Source organism: Chryseobacterium sp. HNCC26DJ238, assembly GCF_057180465.1.
Map to the genome: position 1 here is coordinate 1 of NZ_JBXUGI010000021.1, position 17991 is coordinate 17991.

At 36.6% G+C, this 17991-nt stretch carries 11 protein-coding genes; 3 read left to right on the plus strand and 8 right to left on the minus strand.

Annotated features, from left to right (window positions below):
- Window positions 1-25: 25 nt before the first annotated feature.
- The 8 genes from AC2A07_RS17470 to AC2A07_RS17505 all read right to left on the minus strand — a co-directional run bounded on the left by AC2A07_RS17470 (window position 26) and on the right by AC2A07_RS17505 (window position 9693).
- On the minus strand, window positions 26-2413 hold the full coding sequence (locus AC2A07_RS17470) for a T9SS type B sorting domain-containing protein (protein ID WP_484051440.1): 2388 nt from the start codon (window positions 2411-2413) through the stop codon (window positions 26-28).
- A 101-nt stretch (window positions 2414-2514) separates the two neighbouring features.
- Window positions 2515-4605 carry a T9SS type B sorting domain-containing protein gene (locus tag AC2A07_RS17475; protein ID WP_484051441.1) on the minus strand — a complete coding sequence of 697 codons (2091 nt, stop codon included), beginning with the start codon at window positions 4603-4605 and terminating at the stop codon, window positions 2515-2517.
- A 31-nt stretch (window positions 4606-4636) separates the two neighbouring features.
- Window positions 4637-5257 (minus strand): hypothetical protein, encoded by a 621-nt coding sequence (locus AC2A07_RS17480; RefSeq protein WP_484051442.1) that lies wholly within the window; start codon window positions 5255-5257, stop codon window positions 4637-4639.
- Window positions 5258-5383: 126 nt separating this feature from the next.
- The gene (locus AC2A07_RS17485; RefSeq protein ID WP_484051443.1) at window positions 5384-6619 is read right to left on the minus strand and encodes an MFS transporter; all 1236 of its coding nucleotides are present in this window, start codon (window positions 6617-6619) and stop codon (window positions 5384-5386) included.
- A gap of 93 nt (window positions 6620-6712) precedes the next feature.
- Window positions 6713-7075, minus strand: a complete 363-nt coding sequence (locus AC2A07_RS17490; RefSeq protein ID WP_314493725.1) for a hypothetical protein — start codon at window positions 7073-7075, stop codon at window positions 6713-6715.
- A 68-nt stretch (window positions 7076-7143) separates the two neighbouring features.
- The gene (locus tag AC2A07_RS17495) at window positions 7144-8643 is read right to left on the minus strand and encodes a GH3 auxin-responsive promoter family protein (RefSeq protein ID WP_484051444.1); all 1500 of its coding nucleotides are present in this window, start codon (window positions 8641-8643) and stop codon (window positions 7144-7146) included.
- A 156-nt stretch (window positions 8644-8799) separates the two neighbouring features.
- Window positions 8800-9045, minus strand: a complete 246-nt coding sequence (locus AC2A07_RS17500) for a hypothetical protein (protein WP_484051445.1) — start codon at window positions 9043-9045, stop codon at window positions 8800-8802.
- A gap of 255 nt (window positions 9046-9300) precedes the next feature.
- The gene (locus tag AC2A07_RS17505) at window positions 9301-9693 is read right to left on the minus strand and encodes a hypothetical protein (protein WP_484051446.1); all 393 of its coding nucleotides are present in this window, start codon (window positions 9691-9693) and stop codon (window positions 9301-9303) included.
- A gap of 247 nt (window positions 9694-9940) precedes the next feature.
- Here AC2A07_RS17505 and mfd point away from each other — a divergent pair, with 247 nt between their 5' ends.
- The 3 genes from mfd to AC2A07_RS17520 all read left to right on the plus strand — a co-directional run bounded on the left by mfd (window position 9941) and on the right by AC2A07_RS17520 (window position 17983).
- Window positions 9941-13321, plus strand: a complete 3381-nt coding sequence (gene mfd / locus AC2A07_RS17510) for a transcription-repair coupling factor (protein WP_484051447.1) — start codon at window positions 9941-9943, stop codon at window positions 13319-13321.
- 146 nt (window positions 13322-13467) lie between these two features.
- A complete protein-coding gene (locus tag AC2A07_RS17515) occupies window positions 13468-14361 on the plus strand; it encodes a hypothetical protein (RefSeq protein WP_484051448.1) in 894 nt (297 codons plus the stop codon).
- A 508-nt stretch (window positions 14362-14869) separates the two neighbouring features.
- Complete coding sequence (locus AC2A07_RS17520; RefSeq protein WP_484051449.1) at window positions 14870-17983, plus strand: SusC/RagA family TonB-linked outer membrane protein; 3114 nt, start codon at window positions 14870-14872, stop codon at window positions 17981-17983.
- Window positions 17984-17991: the final 8 nt, after the last annotated feature.

Here is a 17991-nt window from a genome sequence, read left to right on the forward strand (position 1 = left end):
ATAATAAGGTGATGAAATTTTATTTTTATTCTCTGTTTTTAACCAATATCCATCCGGTATATTTTGTTTGGGTATTGTTCAGGTCACTTTCTTCCCACGTAATTGTATACCAATATGTCCCGGTTACAATTTTTTTACCGCCTGAAGTTCCGTCCCATTTATAATTTCTTAATTTATCAGACTCATAGATCTTGTTACCATATCTGTTATAGATGGTAAATACAAGATTTTTCTTATATGCCAGTGCTGAATAATCCAATACATCATTTACGTTATCTCCATTTGGCGTAATGGCATTCACTAAATTCGGAACGGTTATCTGTACTGTGATCGGATTACAGTCAAATGAATCTCTAACATAGATCTTGTTTTCACCTCTTGGAAGATTATTTAAAATATTTGAATTCTGCCAGGTAACACCATCAACAGAATACTGATAAGGAGCTGTTCCACCAGATACATTAACTGTAATCGTATTATTTGTAATATCCAGGCTTGCAATGACAGGCTGTTGAGTAGCATAGACATTTACCTGTTGCAGTGTGAAACATTTACTTGTCTTTAATTTTACCCAGTAGGATCCGACACCAACCCCCTCAATTTTTTGCGTGGTTTCTCCGGTGCTCCATTCATATCCGTCAAATCCAGGACCTGCATCTAATGTTGTTCGGTCCTCTATACAGATTGTTTTGTCTTTTAAGACGGTTGATTTAACAGGGGGAAGAACCTTTAAAATAACTTTCGCAATAGAATAACAGCCATCTGAATTGAATACTTTTACATACACTTCTCCATTAGTCGTAATGTAGTTGGTGAAATTAAGTATTTCATTCGTTGCCGCGGTTGCATTGGCAAACGTAGTATAGTATTTTTTTGTATTTCCTGTTTGTGAATTGACATTTGCCGTAGTCAGGTCAAAGGTTGCCGTTGTAATATTTGCTTCAATGAAGCAGGATTCCAGTGTTGCCTCATTTACGATCACGGTCGGATAAAACTGTAGTGTAATTTCCCCATTACCGGTACAGCCCTCCGCATTTATCACTTTTACATAAATCTTTTTAGGTACTCCTGAAGTGTATGCTGCGGGATTGGTGATCTCGTTTGTTCCTGCTGCTAAATCTGCAGGGGTCAGGTAATATTTTTTAGTAATATTTGCGCCTGTATAAACATTGGCGGATGTCAGGTCAAATACACCCGAACCTGTATTATTGTTATTACAGGTATTCAGGATTACATTATTTACAGGAAGTGGCGGTAAAAACTGCAGCGTAATTTCAGCTGTATCAGTACATCCTTCAACGGAGGTTACTTTTACATAAATAATTTTAGGAGCAGCAGATATGTACCCGGTAGGATTTGTAATCTCATTAGTCCCTGCATTTAAGTCATTTTGTGTAGGATAATATTTTTTCGTAGCGGTAGGGTCTGCGAATACATTGGCAAGATTTAAATTGAATGTTCCTGTTCCAAAACCGTTTGTGTTACAGGCCTGGAGGGTGACGTCAGAAGCTACAATATTTCCCTGTTTAAATTTGAACTGTCCTGTCTGGAAACAGCCGTTTATTGGGTTGGCCGGATTGGTTGGATCCGTATATTTTAATCTGTAATAATAAATGGTGGTTCCGTTGACCAGTGTAGTTGTAAGTGGTGAATTACCCGTAATTGCATCATTGGCTACATTGTGATAAGTTACTGTAAAATTCGTATTCCCATTAAGGATGCCGGCAGTAAGTGTTGTAAAGTCAAACTGCATCGGAAGCGCACACTTTAAAATTTCATTAGGCGAAGTAGGAGTTGGTCCCGGCGTTCCCGGCGTGATGAATGGATTAGGTGTCAGTGCAGGATTATTGAACGCAGAGGTTAAACTTGCTGTACCTGTCCAGTTGAGGGAGAAACCGTTGCTGGATAAACTGTGATTGGTTATAATTAAATAATATTTTTCTCCTGCAATCACATTCATGTAAGGACTCCACTGGTTGTTATTTCCATAGTTAGGAGCAACAGGCGGGGGTGCAGGAAGAGGAAGGTTAAGATCTAATCCTGTATTTCCGGGAGTTCCTGAATAGTTACATCGTATGGGAGTAACAAAAACATTATTTGTCTGAATAGATGTACAGCCATTCGTTGTTGGTCCGTATACTGCAAAATCATAGTCATCCTGCTGGGCATTCGGAATAATCGTAAATGCCAGATTTCCCGTTGTTTGAACCGTAAAGCTATACCATACAGAATAACGTTCATTGGAAGATAAACAACCACCATTCTGATTCAGAATTTCAGGAGTAAGGCCTGAACCTGTAGGGGTGTACGAAATATTTGAATTTCCGCAGACAGGAATTGCAGATACACAATCAGACTGTGAATACAATAACTGTGATGTTATAAAAATAAAAAACAGTAGTAGTTTTTTCATGTGAAAATGAATTTAATTACAAATTTAGGTAAAACAATGCAAATAGGTTTGCAATAAAGGAACCGCCCTCTGAGCGATTCCTTTCTATTTTGATATGAATATTAATCTCTATTTTTAACCATTACCCATCCTGAAAATTTAACAGGTGTGTTGTTTTTATTGTTTTCGTTCCATGTTACAGAATACCAATAGCTTCCGGTCGGTACATTTTTTCCTCCAATTTTTCCATCCCAGGTATAATTATTTGATTTGTCTGCCTGATGGATTTTGGTGCCGTACCGATCATAAATATTCAGTACTAAATTACCTTTACCACTTAGTGCAGAATAATTGATCACGTCATTTATTCCGTCACCGTTCGGAGTAATGACATTGATAATATTAGGCACTATGACAGTAACTTCCATTGGATTACAGTCATAAGAATCTTTGACGTATACAGTATAGTCTCCTCTGGTAAGACCTGTGAATACATTTGAATCCTGCCAGTTTACATTATCTATTGAATATTGGTAAGCTGGTGTTCCTCCTGTTACATTAACAGCTATAGAGTTGTTCGTAATTTCAATGTTGGAAACAACCGGCTGTTCAGTAGCATACACTTTTACATTCTGAGTTGCAATACAGTCACCTTTTTTAAGTTTTACCCAATAGGTTCCCACACCTATGTTGCTTACAACCTGGGTTGTTGCACCGGTGCTCCATTCATAACCATCAAACCCGGCTCCTGCGTCTAAAGTTGTTCTGTCTTCAATACAGATGAGCTTATCAATCAGTACGGTTGAATAAACAGGAGGTATTACAACCAATGTTACTTTAGCCACAGTATAGCAGCCGTTTGAGTTTATTACCCTTACATAAATGACTCCATTGGGTGCAATATAATTTGACGCATTTAAAATTTCGTTCGTTTGGTTAATCGCATCTGTTTCGGACGGATAATATTTTTTTGTTGCGCCGTTGTCTAAAGTGACTGCTGCCGTAGGTAAATTAAACAGTCCTGTAGAAGGATTTGTCTCGATGGAACAGGCTCTTAAAGTTGCTTCCATTACCGTAACAATCGGATGGAAAGCCAATTTGATTTCAACGATTGTTACACATCCGAATTCATTGGTCGCTTTTACAAAAACAGATCCGACAGGGGAAGTATAAGCATAAGGAGTTGTTATTTCGTTTGTGCCTGCATTTAAAGCGGCCATTGACGGATAATATTGCACGGTAAGATTAGGTGTTGCGCCGATTGCGGCGGAAAATAAGTCATATAAAGCGGTTCCTGAGTTATTATTACTGCATGAAGTAAGGGTTACAGGAGTCAGCTGAAAAGATTTATCTAAAAATGTAATTGTCCCATATTCTCTACATTGATTTAAAAAGCTCGTGGGCCTTGTAGGATCTACATATGAGATAGAATAATGATAAGTGTTTGCAGTGTTGACAACGATAGGTCCGATAATAGGATTGACATCATCCAAAGCATCTGTGGCAGTTCGGTAGTATTTTACAATAAAGTTTGGATTCGAATTGATGATTTCTGCTGACAGTGTAGTAAAATCAAATAATGCGGGATTGCTGCAGATAAGAATTTCACCATCATGGTTGATTCCTGGTTCTAAGAATGGATTAGGCTGATAAACCTGCGCAGAATTATTATCAAATGGAGTCAGAAGAGTAGCTGTCCCTCCAAATGTAAGTGAAAACGGGGCAACAGTCGTTGAATAGTTATTTAAAAGGAGATAGTAGACCTGTCCCGGCAGCACGTCAATATATTTTACAAAACCGTCACCTCCACCGCCTTCGGTAGTGTCTGTTGCGGTCATATTCAGACCTGTCAACGGAGCAAATGGTGAACCTAATCCTGCAAATGAACATCTCAGGGGAGTCGCATTGACGTTAGCACAGTTATGATTGGGACCATAGAGTGCAAAATCATAATCGATATTATTGGATCCCGGACCTGTAGGGGTAATCAGAAAGGTTAATGTTCCGGCAGTTTCAACACTGAATGTAAGCCATATAGAATTACTTTCTCCACTTAAGCAGCCTCCGGATCCTGCTTCTGCTACATTTCCGGTTCCGCCGGGGGTGAGTGCGATATCTGCGTTACGGCAGATAGGTATTGCACTGACACAATCCTGCTGGGCAGAAAGTATTTGTGTGATAAAAAAAGCAAAAAGGAGTAGATGTTTTTTCATTTCTTAGATCTTGATTGTTATAATCTATAGATTATTGTATTAGTGGAAGTAACTGTTTTCCCCAGTTAGGTGCTGAGGTATCTGCTGTATTGATTGCTGCAAAATCAGTTGCCGCTTTTTGATACAACTGTACAGTGCTCATGTTTCCAAAATTTTCTTCAGGAAATTGCTTTTTCATTAATGCTTTAAGTAAGGTAAGTCTTGGATTATTTTTCGAAACAGATTCTGCTTTTACTATATACTGCATAATCTGATCCTTATCTTTTTGAATGTTGTTAGATGCATTTAAAGTAATTTTCTGCAGAATAACAAGACTTATCAATGTTGTAATCTCAATATTATCCGGTTGTGAATTTAAGATACTTACTGCATCTTTATAAGCAAGTGCATTACTCTCCAGAAGAGATTGATTGGGTGTTTTTTCCTTGAGTACTTCAGTTTTAAGGTATTGAGATACGGCAGCATAGTAGCGTGCCGTTATTTTTTCTGAAGTCACTGCTGAAAATCTTTTATATAAGGCATCATAATTTGCTGATGCATTTGAGGTATTGATTTTTAATACATCTTTCTGCAGATCCTGAGTTGTGAATGTCTGAGCATTCGTAATTATTGATGCTGTTACAAAGATTATTATTAAGTGAAATTTATTCATAAAATTGATATAAAAGTAAAAACAAAAGTATATAAATAGTTGATAACGTACAATATTTTTTTGAGTAATTTTTAAAAATCTGCCAAAAAACGTGTCACTCAATAAAATATTGTCAATATATATCTTTTAATATTGCATTTTTCTTAATTTTGGATTAGTGGCAGCTACGGCCAATGCAATAAGTAACGTCATGCTTCCGCCAAAAACAACTGATCTCACCACTCCCATTAATTTTGCGGCAAGTCCGCTTTCAAACTGTCCCATTTCGTTGCTCGACATAATAAAGATGGAATTGACACTTAAAACACGTCCTCTGATGTGATCAGGAGTCTTAAGCTGAACAATCGTTCCTCTGATTACAACTGAAATTCCATCCAGCATGCCACTCAAAACCAAAAACATGAATGATAACCAATAATAGTGCGATAATCCGAAACCTATAATACAGAGTCCGAATCCTGCAACTACTGAAAGTAAAACCTTCCCTTGGTTTTTCCGCAGAGGAATAATCGATAAGGTGGTAATAATGATCATTGAACCAATGTCTGATGCAGCATTCAGCAGTCCAAAACCTTCAGCTCCAGATTTAAGAATATCTGTTGCAAATACAGGAATCATTGCCACCGCACCTCCGAAAAGTACGGCAAACATATCAAGACAGAGCGCTCCCAGGATTTCTTTGGTTTTAAAAATGTAGGCAATTCCTTCTCGCATACTCTCAAAAACCTTTATTTCGTCTTTTTTGTGTTCAGAAAACTGTTTGTTCAGCTGCCAGAAGAAAATGGAAGCAACTGATATTAAAGAAATAATAACAATCAATGTCCATTTAACGCCGACCAGGCCGATCAGGAAGCCTCCAGCGGCATGACCACAAACTGAAGAAATCAAAAATGTTGCCTGATTTAGGGTGATGGCACTTGGGAGATTAACTTTCTGAACTATTTTTGGAATCATTGACGGAACAATCGGACCTATGAAAGCCCGTACAATTCCTGTGAAAAAAATGACTCCGTAGATAAAGTAAGTGATTTGATGGCCTGAAAAATGAAGTTCCACATTAAAAAATGCCGGGATTAGCAGCAGTCCTATCAGAAAAACATACAGATAGGTGCAGATCATGAGCAGTTTCTTCTTTTCATTCATATCAATGACATGGCCGGCGTAAAGAGCGCAACTGACTGCCGGGATAACTTCTGACAGTCCAATTAATCCAATAGAAAACGGATCTTTTGTTAATTGATATACCCACCATCCTAACAAAGTAGCCAGCATACGGAATGCTAAAACGATGAAAAATCTTCCGGTAAGAAGATTTCTGAATTCTGTATTGTTTAAAGTTTTGAGAGGTGTCAGAGAAATCATACCGCAAAAATAGCCCTAAAAATTCATTTAGGGCTATCAGTATGTGATGTTTTCAAATGAAAATGATTATTTTATCTGAATGAGATCTTTTTTTTAGTCTGCTCTCAAGGCACTGATGACAATTGCTGCCGCTCCCGCCGCTCCGATAAGCACCGCTCCTCCCAGAACTCGTCCTTTCGATCTGTCTTTTACAGAGGCGATATTCGATTTTGGAATTACCACTTCTGTACTGTCTTTTTTTCCTGCTGTTCCGATGACATTGTCACCACTGATGTTTCTGAACAGAATGGTCTGCTTTTTTGATCCGTCTCTCGGCGTTACAACATAAATTTTGCCAGCTTCAAGATTAGAATAATTATTTGTTGAAATATTTTCGCTGTACTTTGTGGTAGCACAAGATGAGAAGATTAATAAACCTGTTAGTAAAGATGATTTTAAAAGTACAGATGCTTTCATTATTAAATTTTAGTTTTCCAAATTTATAATTTTTTTTGAATATATGTTTCGGAATCAGGAAAATGTGATTAAATTTTATACATTTTCAATAAATCCGCTATTTTTCTGTCGTTCGCCAATCTGGGAATTTTATTTTGTCCGCCAAGTTTACCTTCAGATTTTGCATATTCCTGAAACGCATTTTTTAAAAGTCTGCTGATCTTTAACTTCTGAAGAATATTTCCTGAAATCAGATCATCATAATAAGTGTTTCTGTTTCTCATCTGCAGGTCAAGTTCATCTATAAATGAATCTAAATTCTCAGGTTCTTTTTCAAATTCGATAAACCATTCATGGTAGGGAAGACCATTTTCAGGATTGACTTCCGGAGCAAGATGGAATTCTGTTACCGATGCCGGGAATTTTTCCACTGTAGCTTTTATGGCTTCCTCTACTTCAAATGCTATAACGTGTTCTCCAAATGCTGAAGTAAAATGCTTGGTTCTTCCGCTTACTAAAATACGATAGGGATTCCTGTCAATAAAACGTACTACATCACCTATGGAATACGCCCATAACCCTGAATTTGTTGTTAGGATTAAAGCGTAATCTCTGTTAAGCTCAACTTCTTTTAAAGTCAGTCTCTGTGCATTTGGTTTGCCATATTGTTCCAAAGGAATAAACTCATAGAAAATACCATGATTGGTCAGTAAAAGAAGACCTTCTTTGGTGTAATCATCCTGAAAAGCAAAAAAGCCTTCTGATGCAGGAAAAGTCTGGATAATGTCAACTTCTCCTCCCAACAACTCTTCCATTTTTTCACGGTATGGCTCATAATTGACTCCACCGGTAACAATTAATTGGAGATTTGGAAAGAGCTGTTTTATTTTTTTTCCGTTTTTCTCAATCAGTTTTTCAAAATACATGATGAGCCAGGGGGGAATTCCGGAAATCAGGGTCATGTTTTCTTTTTCAGTTTCTTCAACAATTTTGTCCACTTTTGCTTCCCAGTCTTCTATAAGATTGGTTTCCCAGCTCGGTAACCGGTTTTTCTGCAGATAAGATGGAATATGATGCGCAACAATTCCTGACAGACGGCCTGTTTTGATTCCAAAAACCTCTTGCAGTTCAGGACTGCCCTGAAGAAAAATCATTTTTCCATTGACAAAATCAGCATTTCTCTTTTTTGAAATATAATGAAATAATGCACTCTGTGCTCCCACAACCTGATAGGGCATTCCTTCTTTTGAGATCGGAATATATTTTGACCCGGAAGTAGTGCCGGAAGTTTTAGCAAAATACTCTGGAGTTTCTGTCCAGAGAATATTCCGCTGTCCTTTTTTTACTTTTTCGATATAGGGTTTCAGGTCTTCATAGTCTGAGATTGCTATGTTTTTTTGAAAATCTTCAACAGATTTAATATTTTCAAATTGATGCTCCCGTCCGAAAAGCGTTTTTTCAGCATTTTTCAAGAGAGACAGCAGTATTTTGTGCTGATCTTTTTCTGCATTCTGCTTAAAATCGTTTGCTTTCTGTACATGGCTGTCAGCCCAGATCACTGCAGCTTTTTTCTTGAAGAAGTTTAACATACTTCAAATTTATAAATAAGTACAGAATTGTATCAATAATTTAAACTTTAAATTAAATTTTATGATTCTCTAAGAAAAACATGCAAAGAAAAAACCGACAAATAAATTTATCGGTTCTTCAAAATTTGATTATGAAAGTCAATATTTTAATGTTGATTATTTGTTCTGTTTATATCTTTTATCCGGTGTTCCGTCTTTCTTTAATTTTTGATTTTCCTTATATCTTTTATCTGGGGTTCCGTCTTTTTTCATTTTTACGGCGGGTTTTGCCGGTTCAGCTTTTAATGACTGTACATTTTTGGAAGTTTTTTGTACTGTGCTTTTTGCAGCAGGAACAGTTTGTTGAGCATTTGCAAGTCCTAATCCTAAAACGATCGACATTGCGGTGAGAAATTTTTTCATGTCTTAATGATTTTTGTTTAAGTAAAGTTATGTAAAATCTCAATATAAAAATCAATATTTCAATCCTTAACTTAAGTTTATCACAGCTTAAAAAAAGATTAATTGTCCGGCTATGCGTGTTTATATTCAGTGGCTTATGAAAAGATATGGTAATAACTGTTGATTGCCGGATACAAATAAATTTTCTGCCCTTTTAAACAAAAAAACCTGTTTCATTTTCCAGAAACAGGTTGTGATTTTTGTTAAACGAATTGATTATCTCGTACAGTTAGCTGTCCAGATCTTACCATCTTTAGAATATAAAATCTTTAACTCATTGTTATCGATTCTGATATAAGATGTAGCGCTTGAGCCTACACTTACCAATGTGTTGTCACCCTGCTTTTCAAATTCTACACCATTAAGATCAGGAATACTGTTTGAGAAAGCGAAGTTATACTTTGTACCACTTGCAATTTTTGTTACAAAAACACTTCCGTTATCTTCAGAAATAGTAGTTGAACCGTCATTGTAACTTATTTTACCCTTGTATGTTCCTGCAAAGAAATCATTGTTGGCAGGATCATCATCATCGCTGCATGAAGTAAATGAGATTGCGGTAAACATGACCAGCATAAAAACACCTAAAATTTTGATTGCACTTTTCATAAAATTATTTTTTTGGTTTACGGATGAAGGTTTTTCAAACACTATGCCATTGATTAAAAAAAGATTTATTTTAACTGTTTTTAGAGTTTATACTGGGTTTTTGTGAATAATAAAAGTTTATTATTAATGATTTTAATTTTGCAAGCTTTTTAGGCAAAGAAAAAAATAGCACTATCTTTGTAATGATAAAAAACGGTTTCGGGATTCTCTCGAAATCGATTTCGTCGTTTATCCTATTATTATTTTTATGCATCTGAAAACCATAAAAGAAAATTTTCTTCCTGATCTGCTGAAAAAAGAATTTGCGAAAGAAATTTTTATACAGATAGAAAATCACCCTCACCTCACGGTCAGGGGAAGTGCAGGTTCTTCCGTTTCTATTTTTACTGCTGAGCTATTTCTTACCCGTAAAAAGAACATTCTATATCTGGTTGATGATAAGGAGGATGCTTTGTATGTAAATACAGAAATGGAGGATCTGATCGGAAAAGAAAAAGTGCTGTATTTTCCGGCGACACATCTTGAAGCTTATCAGGTTGAGAAAACACAGAATGCCAACTTGGTGTTAAGAACCGATGTTCTTAACAGAATAAATTCTGAAAAGTCTCCTAAAGTAATCGTTGCGTATATGGGTGCTCTGTCGGAAAAGGTCTTAAAGAAAGAAGATTTTAAATCGATTTCTCATCATATAAAAGTAGGTGATCAACTGGATTTTGATTTTGTGGATGAATTGCTCAGTCACTATAAGTTTCAGCAGACTGATTTTGTCTCTGAGCCTGGCGAATTTTCTGTACGTGGAGGAATTGTAGATGTGTTCTCTTATTCAAACGAAAAGCCTTACAGGATAACATTTTTTGGGAATGAAGTTGAAAATATAAAGACCTTTGATATTGAGACGCAGCTTTCAATAGATAAAGTGAAAGAATTTCAGCTTGTTTCCAATATGAATTACTCAGTATCAGGAAGCCGTGTTTCTTTATTGGAACTTTTGCCCGAAGATAGTTTTGTTGTTTCTAAAAATGCTTTCATCGGATTGCAGAAACTCAGAAGTTTTTATGAGAAATCTTTAGAGAGGTATGATACTTTAAGTAAAGATATTTCTCATAGGAAACCTCAGGAACTGTTTATTTCCGATGAAGAATTTCTGTTTGATTATAAAAAATTCAGGACTGTAGATTTTGGACTGCAGCCTGTAGAAGGTTTAAGTTCAGAACAGTTTGAGCTTAGGCAGACACAACAGCCATCGTTTCACAAAAATTTTGAACTGTTAATTGAGGATCTTGAGGAAAAACAGGAACAGGGTTTTGATATCTGGATTTCATTTTCTACTGATAAACAGAAAGAAAGGCTGGAATCTATATTTGAAGATTTTAATTTTACTCATCCAGATACCTCAAAAATTATTTTCAAAAGTTTTAAATCAGAACTGCATGAAGGATTTGTAGACAGCGATCATAAAATTCTGGTCTACACTGACCACCAGATTTTTGACCGTTATCAACGCTATAAGGCTAAAAATACTTTTGCTAAATCTGAGCAGCTTACGCTCAAAGATCTGATGTCTTTGAAAGTAGGAGATTGTATTGCGCACATTGACCACGGCATAGGAAAATTCATGGGATTGGTCAAGGTTAACAACGACGGTAAAATCCAGGAATGCTTTAAGTTGACCTACAAAAATGGGGATTTATTATACGTAAGTATCCATTCACTGCACAAAATCTCAAAGTATAACGGTCCTGACGGAAAAGAAGTTGTTTTAAGTAAACTGGGTTCGCCTGCATGGAAATCTTTAAAACAGAAGACGAAGGCCAAAGTAAAACAGATCGCTTTTGATCTGATCAAATTATATGCAGAAAGGAAGACGGCGAAGGGGTTTGCCTATACCCCGGATTCTTATCTTCAAAATGAGCTGGAAGCAAGTTTCATCTATGAAGACACTCCCGATCAGGAAAAGGCGACCATTGATGTAAAAAATGATATGGAAGCAGATACGGTGATGGATCGGCTGGTTTGCGGGGACGTAGGCTTTGGTAAAACGGAAGTCGCAATCCGTGCAGCATTCAAGGCAGCTACGGACGGAAAGCAGGTTGCAATTTTGGTTCCTACAACTATACTTGCATTCCAGCATTATCGAAGTTTTAAAGAAAGACTGAAAGACTTTCCAGTGAATATTTCTTATTTAAACAGATTCAGAACGGCCAAGCAGAAATCTGAAACGATCGCCGGTTTAAAAGACGGAAAAGTGGATATCGTCATCGGAACACATCAGCTGGCATCTGAGAAAGTGAAATTTAAGGATCTAGGTTTATTGATTATCGATGAAGAGCACAAGTTTGGCGTATCGGTTAAAGACAAATTAAAAACATTAAAATCAAATATTGATACGCTGACACTCACGGCAACCCCTATTCCGAGAACTTTGCAGTTTTCCCTCATGGCTGCAAGAGATTTGTCTGTCATTAAAACGCCACCACCCAACCGGCAACCGGTTGAAACTCAGATGATCGGTTTCAGTGAAGAAATCATCCGTGATGCAGTTTCCTATGAGTTACAACGGGATGGGCAGGTTTACTTTATCAATAACAGGGTTGAAAACCTGAAAGATATTGCCGGATTGATTCAAAGGCTCGTTCCCGATGCAAGAGTGATTACCGGACATGGACAAATGGAAGGCAAACAGCTTGAAAGAAATGTTCTTGATTTTATGGAAGGTAAATTTGATGTTTTGGTTGCAACTACTATTGTGGAAAGCGGAGTCGATGTACCCAATGCAAATACAATGTTCATTAATGATGCGCAGCGATTCGGAATGGCAGATCTTCATCAAATGAGAGGACGAGTGGGACGCAGTAACAGAAAGGCTTTCTGTTATCTGATTACGCCTCCTTTAGATATGGTTACCTCTGATGCAAGAAAAAGGTTGGAAGCCATTGAACAGTTTTCGGATTTGGGGAGTGGTTTCCAGATTGCAATGAAAGATCTGGAAATTCGTGGTGCAGGAGATTTATTAGGTGGTGAACAAAGTGGTTTTATCAATGAAATGGGCTTTGAAACCTACCAGAAAATGATGCAGGAAGCTCTGGAAGAATTAAAAGACGATAAAGATTTTGAAAATCTGTTTGAAAATGAAGAAGACCGTCAGAAGTTATTCAAAACAGTAAAAGATGTTAATATAGATACGGATCTTGAGCTGATGCTTCCGGATTCATATATCTCAAGTACGGAAGAAAGACTGTTGCTGTATCAAAAATTAGCTGAAATTGATAATGAAACTGACCTTCAGAAATTTGAATCTGAACTTAAAGACCGTTTCGGGACTTTACCTGATGAGGCGACTAATCTGTTAAAGAGTGTCGCTCTGAAATGGCTGGCCGCAGATATTGGTTTCGAAAAAATAGTGATGAAAAACAGCATTTTCATAGGATATTTTCCTCCAAATCCACAGGATAAATTTTATCAGACTGATAAATTCAGACATATCATCAGTTATTTAACTCAAAATCCTTCCCAGGCGCAGCTTAAGGAAAAGATAGGAAAAGAAGGTAATCAGCTGATGATGAGAAAAGAAAGTGTACAGAATGTGGATGAAGTAAATGTACTGTTAAAGTCTATTTTATCTTTGTAAAAAAATGTTTATTTTTATAATCCTAATGTTTTAGCAAGATGAGGATGTAAAATAGAAATTTTTCAGTTTTTTTTTGTAAAAAAATCAGGTTTACTAAGATATGATTATAAATAATTATATTTACGGAAATCAAAAACTGAAAATCTATGCTAAAAATTAATTTTTTAAGAGGAGGAATAATGTTACTTCTCTGCTTTCTTTTTTCATGCGATAATACAACCGCAGATCCTATTAATCAGAATAACAACAATCCGGGTGGTAGCGGAAACGGAGGCTCTGCTCCCATGATCACCGGTCCAAGAATCTTGCATAAAATTTCTGTCAGTAATGTTACAAATCAAGAATTTGTAACCACAGGAAATGTTCTTGAAAAAGCAATTTTCAAAGAGGCCAGCGGGCCTAATTCATTTCTTATAGGAAATGTGACCTATACTTCAGGTAAAATTACAAAAGTGAAATTCGGTCAGGAAGTAAATGGTGCTGTTCCGGCTAATAATTTGACGTATGACTTTACTATAACTTACGATTCAAACGGAAAAATTAATTACACTACCTGCAGTACCAGTATGGGAACAACGCCTACATTTAACAGCGAATATACTTATACGTACGACAGTTCCGGAAAAATGACAAAAATTGTCGAAAAGAAAAAATCAGGAACGACTTATACACATTTTATCAATTATAACCTGATAAACACAGGAGATAATATAACAAAGTTAACGACAGAAAGTGGGGTGACCAGTGCAGCGGGTGTTCCGGATATGTCTTCTGTAATAACGGTTTCTTATAATTATTCTGCGTATGATAGTAAAATCAATCCGTACTCAACCCTGCCAAAAACATTTTTTGTCATGTGGAGTTTATTACATCCTCTTAATTTTTCTTCATTATCTGCTAATAACATTACCAGTTTTAGTGTTGTGTATCCTTCCCCTGCTCCTGTCATTCCTGGCAGTTTCACTTATCTTTATGATTCTATGAATTATCCGACTTCAGATCAAACACAGGCTCAAAAATATATCTATAAGGCTTTATAAGATAGTAAATAGATCATGAATCTGTTACAATGAAATTACAAAAGTCATTGTTGAAATTTTATTAAAAAACCATCTTGAAAATGATGGTTTTTTTGTTTCTGTCAGGCTTGAGCGGGCAAAAATTTTCAGAGTAAAAATTGATAAGATATTTTTAAAAATTCTAAGATTTTTTTTCATGTAAGTAGGAAAAATGGAATGCTGACCATACTTTTTGGATAAAACAGATGAGTTGAAATTACTGAAAAACTGATAAAAATCATATTTTAAGATATATTTTATTTGAATTTAATGAATTGAATATTAAAATGTTATGCTGTAATTCACAATTTCATGTTAAAAAAAATTAAAATTGTATTAAAAAAAGATTAATATAGGGCAAATAAAAATTATAATGTTTTGCGCAATCGATTACACTATGATTTTTACATTTTTTTGAAACAGACAAAAACTTGCATTCATGATAATTTGCTGTTTTTGAATTTAAAATTTAACCAAAAAACTCAATATTATGTCTTTTGAAAAACTGACGACATCTGGTTTTCTTATCCGTAAGAAGCTTGCAGTCCTATTCCTTTTTTCTTCTGTTGCTGTCTTTGCACAGCAGGGTAAAGAAGTAAGCGGAAAAATTACAAATGATAAAAAAACTCCCTTATCAAACGTAGTGATAAAAGAAGCTGAAACTGAAAATTCAGTAACTACTGATACTGATGGTAACTTTGCCATTACTCTTCAGAGAGATCAGTCTTCACTTGCTGTAGAAAACGAAGGTTATGAATTTATTACCGTACCTATTGATAATCGCACGTACATTAATATACCTCTTAAAGACGAAAAAGTAAAAAGTATCGAGCAGATTGTTTTAGTAGGATACGGAAGTGTTAAAAAAACGGATCTTACAGGCTCTGTGAATACATTGAGTGCTGATAAAATAGTAGAAAGAAATACGAACAGTCCGCTAGAAGCAATACAGGGCAGCATGCCGGGTGTACAGATTACATCAAACTCAGGAAGGGTGGGAGACGGTTTTAAAATGGTAATCAGAGGAAGCAACTCATTAATCTCATCGGGCAACCCTCTTTATGTAGTAGACGGAGTACCAAGTGAGAATATTGACTTTCTGAATCCTCAGGACATTGCACGTATGGATGTTTTGAAAGATGCATCTTCAGCGGCAATTTACGGATCAAGAGGTGCCAGTGGTGTTGTTATCGTAACAACGAAAAGCGGTGCTACTGCAAAGTCAGGAATTAATGTTTCTCTGGAAACTTCATATGGAGTAAAAACGGCAGCCAGATTACCTCAAATGATGTCAGGATCTGAATGGTGGAAATTCCATCAGGCTGCTTATCTGAGTGCTACGCCACTTACGCAGACTCCGGCCCAGTTAGCCTCATTGGCAGGAAATCAAAGTCCATTACTGGTTTCAAGAGCCAACAATGGATATAATTTTGATTGGTATGACGCTGTTTTAAGGCCAGGTGCCATGCAGAATCACTATGTCAATATTTCCGGCAGATCAGAAGGTGGATTCGGATATAATTTGGCATTTGGAGCTCAGGGAAATGAAGGACTCATTGATAATGATTCCAGTGACAAATACACTTTTAAATTAGGAGTAAATCATAAAGTAAATGATAAATTTACGACCGGTGCCAATATAACTGTTGCCAGAATAGTTACAGAATATGGAAGTGATCTGGCCATGAGGTCTGCATTCAGTTTCAGCCCTCTAATGTCACCTTATGCAATCGATACCGCAGGTAATGAAATTAATGGAAAACTATTTTTACTCCCAGGGAAACTTACCTATCCGGACGGCAGTTGGGCTATTAATAAGACCAGTACAATCAATCCACTGCTTGAAATAGCCAATTCCAGACAGACTGAAAAAATCTGGCAGAGTATAGGAAATATTTTTTTCCAGTATCAGCCCTTAAAATGGATGTCGTTGAAAACGACATTCTCTGCCGGGGTCTCAAACTCATCTTTAGGGATTTCAAACAGCGCAGAAACCAATGCAGGAATCGCACTCAATAATTTGATTTCATCTTCTATTCTGAGATCAGAAAATTTCAATTATACATGGGATAATCAGGTCGATCTAAAACATACTTTCAGAGATAATCATGATGTAAGTTTATTATTGCTTCAAAGCATATATTCAACAACAGATGAGGCATCTTATGCTTATTCAAATGGCCAGCCATTCAATACAGGATATTATAATCCCGGATCCGGACTGCAGACGAGCTTCCAGATTCAGTCGCCGCCCTATCTGAAGAAAACTTTGAATTCGTATGCTGCAAGAGTAAATTATGCTTATTCAGATAAGTATTTATTGGCTGCATCTATAAGATGGGACGGTTCTTCAGTCCTGTCCGAAGGAAACAAATGGACAAACTTTCCATCCCTCGCATTAGGATGGAAGGTGAATAAAGAATCTTTTTTAGAAAATGTCAAAGTCATTTCTGATTTTAAATTAAGGGCAAGTATAGGATACACAGGAAATGATAATGTGTCACCATATACTTCGCAGGCTTTACTTAATCAGCAGACTTTTTATGCAAACGGCTCTGTACTGGTTCCGGGATTTCAATCTGAAACTCTGGCAAACCCTACACTTACGTGGGAGAAAACCAGAGAACTCAACTTTGGAGTGGATTTTGGCTTCTTTAAAAACAGAATCACCGGTACGGTAGATGTTTATGACCGTTTATCAGAGGATCTTATCTACAGACAGCAGCTTCCCGCAGAGATGGGTTGGAAGTATACTTTTTCAAATGTTGGCTCAGTAAGTAACAAAGGAGTGGAGGTTTTACTGACTACAAAAAACATCAAAAATAAATTTATAACCTGGGAAACTACCTTTACTTTCAGTAAAAATGTAAATAAATTAGAATCTATTTATAATCAGGATCAGGTAAGCGATAGGGGGAATATGCTTATTTTGGGATCAAATTTAAATCCCAACTTTAATTACGTTTATGATGGTGTTTGGCAGGAAAGTGAAGCTGTACAGGCCGCATCTTATGGTCAGGCTCCCGGTCAGGCAAGACCCAAAGACCTGAATAGTGACGGAAAGTTTGACGAGAATGACAGAACAGTAATCGGAAGTTCTGTTCCAAAATGGCAGGGAAGCTTTTACTCAAGACTGACTATTGGAAAATTTGATTTCAATTTTTCTGTGATCACCAGTCAGGGACAAACTGTATTAAGCACGTTCCATCAAAATTTTGCTGATGTTTCAGACAGAGGGCGTCAGAAAATGGCTATGGATTATTTTATCCCATCCAACAATGCTGGCCTTGCAGCAAATGCAAACAGCGAAAATCCAAGACCTGGGCCGGTTGCCACAGGCGCGGGAGCATTTTGGGGAACCGGTTTTGCCTACTACAGGGATGCCTCTTTTGTGAAAATTAAAAATATATCCTTAGGATACACATTTGATTCAGATTTTCTGAAGAAAGTGAAAATGAACAGTTTCAGAATATATGTAAATGTTTTAGATCCTTTCGTATTTACTAAGTTCGAAGGATATGATCCTGAATGGGCTTCTGCAGGTCTTGGAATCAACAGACCGGCTTCAGTGACGACTCAGTTAGGTTTAAGTGTTAAATTTTAATTAGATTA

Coding starts and splice junctions, on each gene's coding strand:
- AC2A07_RS17470 (WP_484051440.1), bottom strand. CDS start 2,413: ATGAAAAAACTACTACTGTTTTTTATTTTTATAACATCACAGTTATTG.
- AC2A07_RS17475 (WP_484051441.1), bottom strand. CDS start 4,605: ATGAAAAAACATCTACTCCTTTTTGCTTTTTTTATCACACAAATACTT.
- AC2A07_RS17480 (WP_484051442.1), bottom strand. CDS start 5,257: ATGAATAAATTTCACTTAATAATAATCTTTGTAACAGCATCAATAATT.
- AC2A07_RS17485 (WP_484051443.1), bottom strand. CDS start 6,619: ATGATTTCTCTGACACCTCTCAAAACTTTAAACAATACAGAATTCAGA.
- AC2A07_RS17490 (WP_314493725.1), bottom strand. CDS start 7,075: ATGAAAGCATCTGTACTTTTAAAATCATCTTTACTAACAGGTTTATTA.
- AC2A07_RS17495 (WP_484051444.1), bottom strand. CDS start 8,643: ATGTTAAACTTCTTCAAGAAAAAAGCTGCAGTGATCTGGGCTGACAGC.
- AC2A07_RS17500 (WP_484051445.1), bottom strand. CDS start 9,045: ATGAAAAAATTTCTCACCGCAATGTCGATCGTTTTAGGATTAGGACTT.
- AC2A07_RS17505 (WP_484051446.1), bottom strand. CDS start 9,693: ATGAAAAGTGCAATCAAAATTTTAGGTGTTTTTATGCTGGTCATGTTT.
- mfd (WP_484051447.1), top strand. CDS start 9,941: ATGCATCTGAAAACCATAAAAGAAAATTTTCTTCCTGATCTGCTGAAA.
- AC2A07_RS17515 (WP_484051448.1), top strand. CDS start 13,468: ATGCTAAAAATTAATTTTTTAAGAGGAGGAATAATGTTACTTCTCTGC.
- AC2A07_RS17520 (WP_484051449.1), top strand. CDS start 14,870: ATGTCTTTTGAAAAACTGACGACATCTGGTTTTCTTATCCGTAAGAAG.